Source organism: Dellaglioa sp. CoH-55-MRSF-8 (assembly GCF_056782195.1).
In genome coordinates this window covers 1-344 of record NZ_JBXAYH010000125.1, presented here as the reverse complement: position 1 = coordinate 344, position 344 = coordinate 1, and the positions used below count along the sequence as shown (strand labels likewise).

Genomic DNA, 344 nt, shown 5'->3' with positions numbered 1-344 from the left:
CCTTAGACCTGACAGTTACGACGAATCACGCGATCCGAAACGCCGGCAATTGCGCGCTGGCGCTTCAAGCATTCCAGCAGTTCAGCACGCGTTTTCTTGTTGACGGCGCACACGATTGCCTCGTAATCGTCCTTGTAAAACTTGGAGTCACGCTTAAGCGACGCGGCCAGTAGCGTAATCGCTTCCTTTCGTAGCTTACTCATGTCGTAATTTTGCATTGCCAGCCTCAGCGGGTTAGTTGTGTTTGGGTCCGCGACGCGTGCGCGCACCCTCAGCCTGCCGGCCCCGGACGTGAAAAAGGGCACCTAAGAGCCCCTTTTGTTCGGTTGTCCGCGCCTCAGACG

1 protein-coding gene is annotated in these 344 nt (G+C 56.7%); it reads right to left on the bottom strand.

Translation table 11 applies throughout. The features are described 5' to 3' along the window. Positions 1–2: 2 nt before the first annotated feature. A complete protein-coding gene (locus AC1RPW_RS08205; protein ID WP_481769475.1) occupies positions 3–218 on the bottom strand; it encodes a hypothetical protein in 216 nt (71 codons plus the stop codon). Between the last annotated feature and the right edge of the window lie 126 nt (positions 219–344).

Excerpts from the sequence above, each read along its gene's own strand:
- AC1RPW_RS08205 (WP_481769475.1), bottom strand. The coding sequence starts at position 218 with ATGCAAAATTACGACATGAGTAAGCTACGAAAGGAAGCGATTACGCTA.